The sequence below is a fragment of the uncultured Amaricoccus sp. genome, assembly GCF_937891315.1.
Lineage (GTDB): Bacteria > Pseudomonadota > Alphaproteobacteria > Rhodobacterales > Rhodobacteraceae > Amaricoccus.
Genome location: NZ_CALAGI010000024.1, coordinates 1 through 3,425, shown reverse-complemented (window position 1 = coordinate 3,425; position 3,425 = coordinate 1). Strand labels below are relative to the sequence as shown.

General features: G+C 70.7%; 3 protein-coding genes and 1 pseudogene. 2 read left to right on the top strand and 2 right to left on the bottom strand.

The genetic code is table 11. The features are described 5' to 3' along the window. The coding region (locus Q0480_RS01680; RefSeq protein ID WP_299130005.1) for a hypothetical protein at positions 1-192 on the bottom strand (192 nt) is incomplete at its 3' end. Positions 193-473: 281 nt separating this feature from the next. Between Q0480_RS01680 and Q0480_RS01675 the strand changes: the two genes are divergently transcribed. Next, the gene (locus tag Q0480_RS01675) at positions 474-785 is read left to right on the top strand and encodes a hypothetical protein (RefSeq protein ID WP_299130004.1); all 312 of its coding nucleotides are present in this window, start codon (positions 474-476) and stop codon (positions 783-785) included. 61 nt (positions 786-846) lie between these two features. Beyond that, positions 847-1,284: a hypothetical protein gene (locus Q0480_RS01670; RefSeq protein WP_299130002.1), complete on the top strand. Its 438-nt coding sequence runs from the start codon at positions 847-849 to the stop codon at positions 1,282-1,284. A 132-nt stretch (positions 1,285-1,416) separates the two neighbouring features. On the opposite strand, the pseudogene Q0480_RS01665 reads toward Q0480_RS01670, so the two are convergent. Continuing rightward, positions 1,417-3,425, bottom strand: a pseudogene (locus Q0480_RS01665) (hypothetical protein); the annotation flags it as partial.

Below are 3,425 nucleotides of genomic sequence, written 5' to 3'. Positions count from 1 at the left end.
CGCGCCCGGTCCCGGACGCCGAAGGTGTCGGTCGAGCGCCACGAGCTGCCGGCCGGCGGCGATCTCCTCACGCACGGCGACGCCGAGATCAGCGAGGGGCGCCAGCACGCGGTCGAGCGCCGAGATCGCACCGCCGGCGGCAACGAGGGCGTGCCCGTCTCGGGACATGTCGGCGCCGCTGGCGATGCTCATGATCCGATCTCCTGTCCGCGGAGGAAATCGGGTGGCCGGTGGCGCGGCGGTCCGGTTCACGGGAGACGGTTCGCCCGGCCTTCGCGACAACGGGAGCGCCGCGGCGATCATCAGACCTGACCAGCGCCTCGATGGGGCGACCGCCTCGACGTCAGGCGGTCGCCAAACTTCTCTCTTTCTTTCTCCGCGGCGAACTTCGGCCGTGCCGGGGACGGCCAATCTCGTTCGTGAGCCGAACGCAGACCTCCTTGACGACCGCATCAAGTCAAGGACGCTGCCCGATGTTCGACCACCTTCCCGATCCCGCCCACGACGTCGGCCCGAGCGTCGACCCGCGCCTTCTGGCGCTCCAGTTCATTGCGACATCCGGCGCGCACCTCCTGCGGGAGAGCGGGCGGATCGGCGGCGAGGCAGGCGCGGCGCTGGCGCATGCCCCGCGGGACATGATCGTCGATGCGACGGTCGATCCTGCGCACCGGCCCCTCGCCGAAACGCTCGAGATGCTCCGTCAGCCCGACGCGCGACCGGACGCGCACGTCGATCATCTGATCGCGCGCCTCTCCGACCTCCGCAGCAGGATCGACGCGGCCTGATCCGGCTCCCTGCGCCACGGCGCGGGAACTTGACGCCAATCCTGGCTCAAGGAGACCGACCATGCAGATCGCTGTCGACCATGACGACTACGTGTCCATCCTCGCCCATGCGCAGATGCTCGGCCGCCGGCTCGCGCCCGTCCTCGAAGCCGATCTGCCGGCGCTCCTCGGACGCAGGACCCCCAGCGGCCTGCGGCGCGTCGCCGACGCCGCCCGGGCGGGGCGGCTCCATGCTGGTTTCCCCAGGCACATGCTGCCGGTGATCGTCGACGCCTGCGCCATGGCCATCGAGGACGGCACCGAGATTGCCGGCGAATGGATCGAGGTCGGCTACAGCGACGGCGGGGTGGACTGGGCCTGGCGAGAGACCACGGTCTACACCGACGAGGCGCGGCACCTGATTCGGCTCTGGGCGATGGTCAGCGAGGTCATCGACCTGCTCGACCGCATCGACGAACTCGTCACCGCGCAGCGGGACGTCGGCGAGATCGTGAACTGACCGCAACCGCGCGCGACCCCGGGACGAACAGGCCATGCCTGTCGCGCAGAGACCCGAGGCGCCGCGATCGGTGGCGCCCAACAAGCGGCTGCCGCGTCGGATGGTTCGCGCCGTCATGCCTTGCGATCGCCATCAGATCAGCGGGCGAACATGCGAGGTGTCTGCCGGAATGGCGTAGATGAAATCGCGCAGTTCCTCGATTTCCCACTCGCGCATGCCGTAGTTGGTCTCGCTGACGTCGTTCAGCGCATGGCCCATCAGCACCACCCGTGCCGCGTAGTCCACCTTCGCCGACTTCATGCTCTGGTAGAAATCCTTCCGGATCGAGTGGAAGTCCTTCCCCGGCTCGTAGATGCCCTCGGATACCCGCCAGTTGTAGTAGACCTTGGAGAAGGCCGAGGAAAAGGTGCCGTCGAGGCCGCGCTCAACGTCGAAGACCCAGCGCGCACCCTCGCGGCGCTTCCGCTCGACCAGACGCAGCAGGCCGAGGCGGATCAGTTCGGGATGAACCAGCAGCTTCCGGGCGGCGTGGATCGACTTTAGAAACTGGTCGGAGCTCGCCCGGATGAAGATGACCGGGATGCCGTCCTCGACGCCGAAATCCTTTGGCTTGAGCTGCAGGCCCTCCTGCATCCGCAGGCCGGCATAGCGCGCCAGCAGCGGCTCCCAAAACAGCGGGTCGTCCGCCTCGGCCGGGCCCGCCGTGAAGATCGGGCGGGAGAAGAGAGCGGCGCGCCCTTCCGGGCCGAGAGGCAGGCGCTGCGGCCCGGCCTCGGCCTTCAGCTGGTTCAGGTACTTCTTCTTCCAGATCGCTTCCTTCATCGGATGCTCTCCCGCCTTGGCGAGACGGAAGACGGTCTTCACGACGCCGGCGACATAGCACTGGTGCTTGTATTGGGTACCCGGAGACAGCCGCTCTTCGCGTGCCGCCGCGCAGGCCACCAGAAACTGCTCGTCGGACCAGGCCTCCGCCTCGGCCTGCCGCTCGACATCGAGCAGCTTGGCCTCTTCCTTGTCGTTCGCCATCGCGATGAGCTCGCTCATCGGCGCGGTCAGGGCGGCGCTCTTTCCCCAGTTCTCCGGGACGCTCCCAAGGGCCTCGACGAAGCCCCGGCAGTCGGCGAGGCTCATGTCGCGCACCCGGGTCTGCCTGCCGAAGAAGGACAGGGCGAGCGTGCCCGCGGCGTCGAAGCCCCGCACCGAGTTCCGCATCCAGCTCGCGTCGGTGCCGCCCTTCGAGGAAATGTCCCGCATCAGCGCGAAGCCCTCCTCGAGCGTGAGGTCGAGATACTGCTCGGAGGCGAGCCGCCGCAGGCGTTCGGTCTCCTCGCTCCTGACCGGGCGGCGCTCGACCCGCCTCGGCGCGTCGCGCCGCCGCCGCTGACGCGGGGCGACCGGCTCGACCGCGGCCTCCGGCAGGACGGCCTTCCGGTCATGGGCATCGGGCGCTTCGGCCGGGGCCGTCGGCGCGACGGCACGCCCGACGGCGGGCTCGACCGCCGGCGCGATGACGGGCGTCGGAGCCGACTCCGGCGGCGCGGTTCGCTCCGGCGCCACCGCAGCGACGGCAAGGGGCGTGGGCTCGACGGCTCGGGTGACGCGCTCGGTCGCCGCCGGGTCGCTGCGGGTCAACCTGCCCCCGACGACCAGGAGAGGATCGGCAGCCGCCAGCGCGACGGCGGTGCAGGCCGGCTCGCACGGACCGGCCTCGGCGACCCGCGGCCGGACCACGATCGATTCCCGCGTCGAGGTCCGGTGCGCGGGATCGGCGTCGAGCCTGGCGAGGAGCCGGGCCCGATCGCCGGCATAGAAGCCGTCTTCGCGCTCGGCGTTCTCGTCAGCGACGGCGGCGAGCGTGCGGGCCGCCTCGCGCAGGAGGTCGGGGACGAGCGCCTGGCCCGGATCGGCGAGGCCGGCCAGGGCGGCGGCGTCGGCCACGAGCGGCGCGGCGATGGAGAGGTCGTTGCGCAGAAGAACGTCGCGCCAGGCAGCGGCCTCGGCGAGATGGTCGCGCCTTGCGGCGTCGATGGCCTCCTCGCCGCGCAGGCCGGCGAGGCTGCGGCGGGATTCGGCCTCGGCAAGGCTCTTGCGCACGAGGGCGGTGATCACCGCCTCGCCCTGCGCCTCCGTGAGCATGCCCA